Origin of the sequence: Stenotrophomonas sp. SrG, assembly GCF_050031795.1 — a bacterium.
GTDB lineage: Bacteria > Pseudomonadota > Gammaproteobacteria > Xanthomonadales > Xanthomonadaceae > Stenotrophomonas > Stenotrophomonas rhizophila_A.
The window spans coordinates 1-233 of sequence record NZ_JBNBBE010001500.1; the positions used below are offsets into that span (position 1 = coordinate 1).

At 68.7% G+C, this 233-nt stretch carries 1 pseudogene; it reads right to left on the reverse strand.

Annotated features, from left to right (window positions below):
* Positions 1 to 176, reverse strand: a pseudogene (locus tag ACQG3P_RS24375) (bifunctional NADH-specific enoyl-ACP reductase/trans-2-enoyl-CoA reductase); the annotation flags it as partial.
* Between the last annotated feature and the right edge of the window lie 57 nt (positions 177 to 233).

Consider the following 233-nt stretch of genomic DNA (forward strand, 5'->3'; position numbering starts at 1 on the left):
ATGCGCGCGGCCAGGCCATACCCGGTGGACGCACCCAGCACCAGCACCCGCTTGGGACCATGCGGCACCTTCGGCTGGGCCTGGATGTAATCGATCGGCTGCTTGACGGCGGCGTCGCAGCCGACCGGATGGGTGGTGACGCAGATGAAGCCGCGCACACGCGGTTTGATGACCATGATGACCTCGCTGGGCCTGGAGGGCCTCGGGAACGGCCGCACGCAACCCGGGACTCG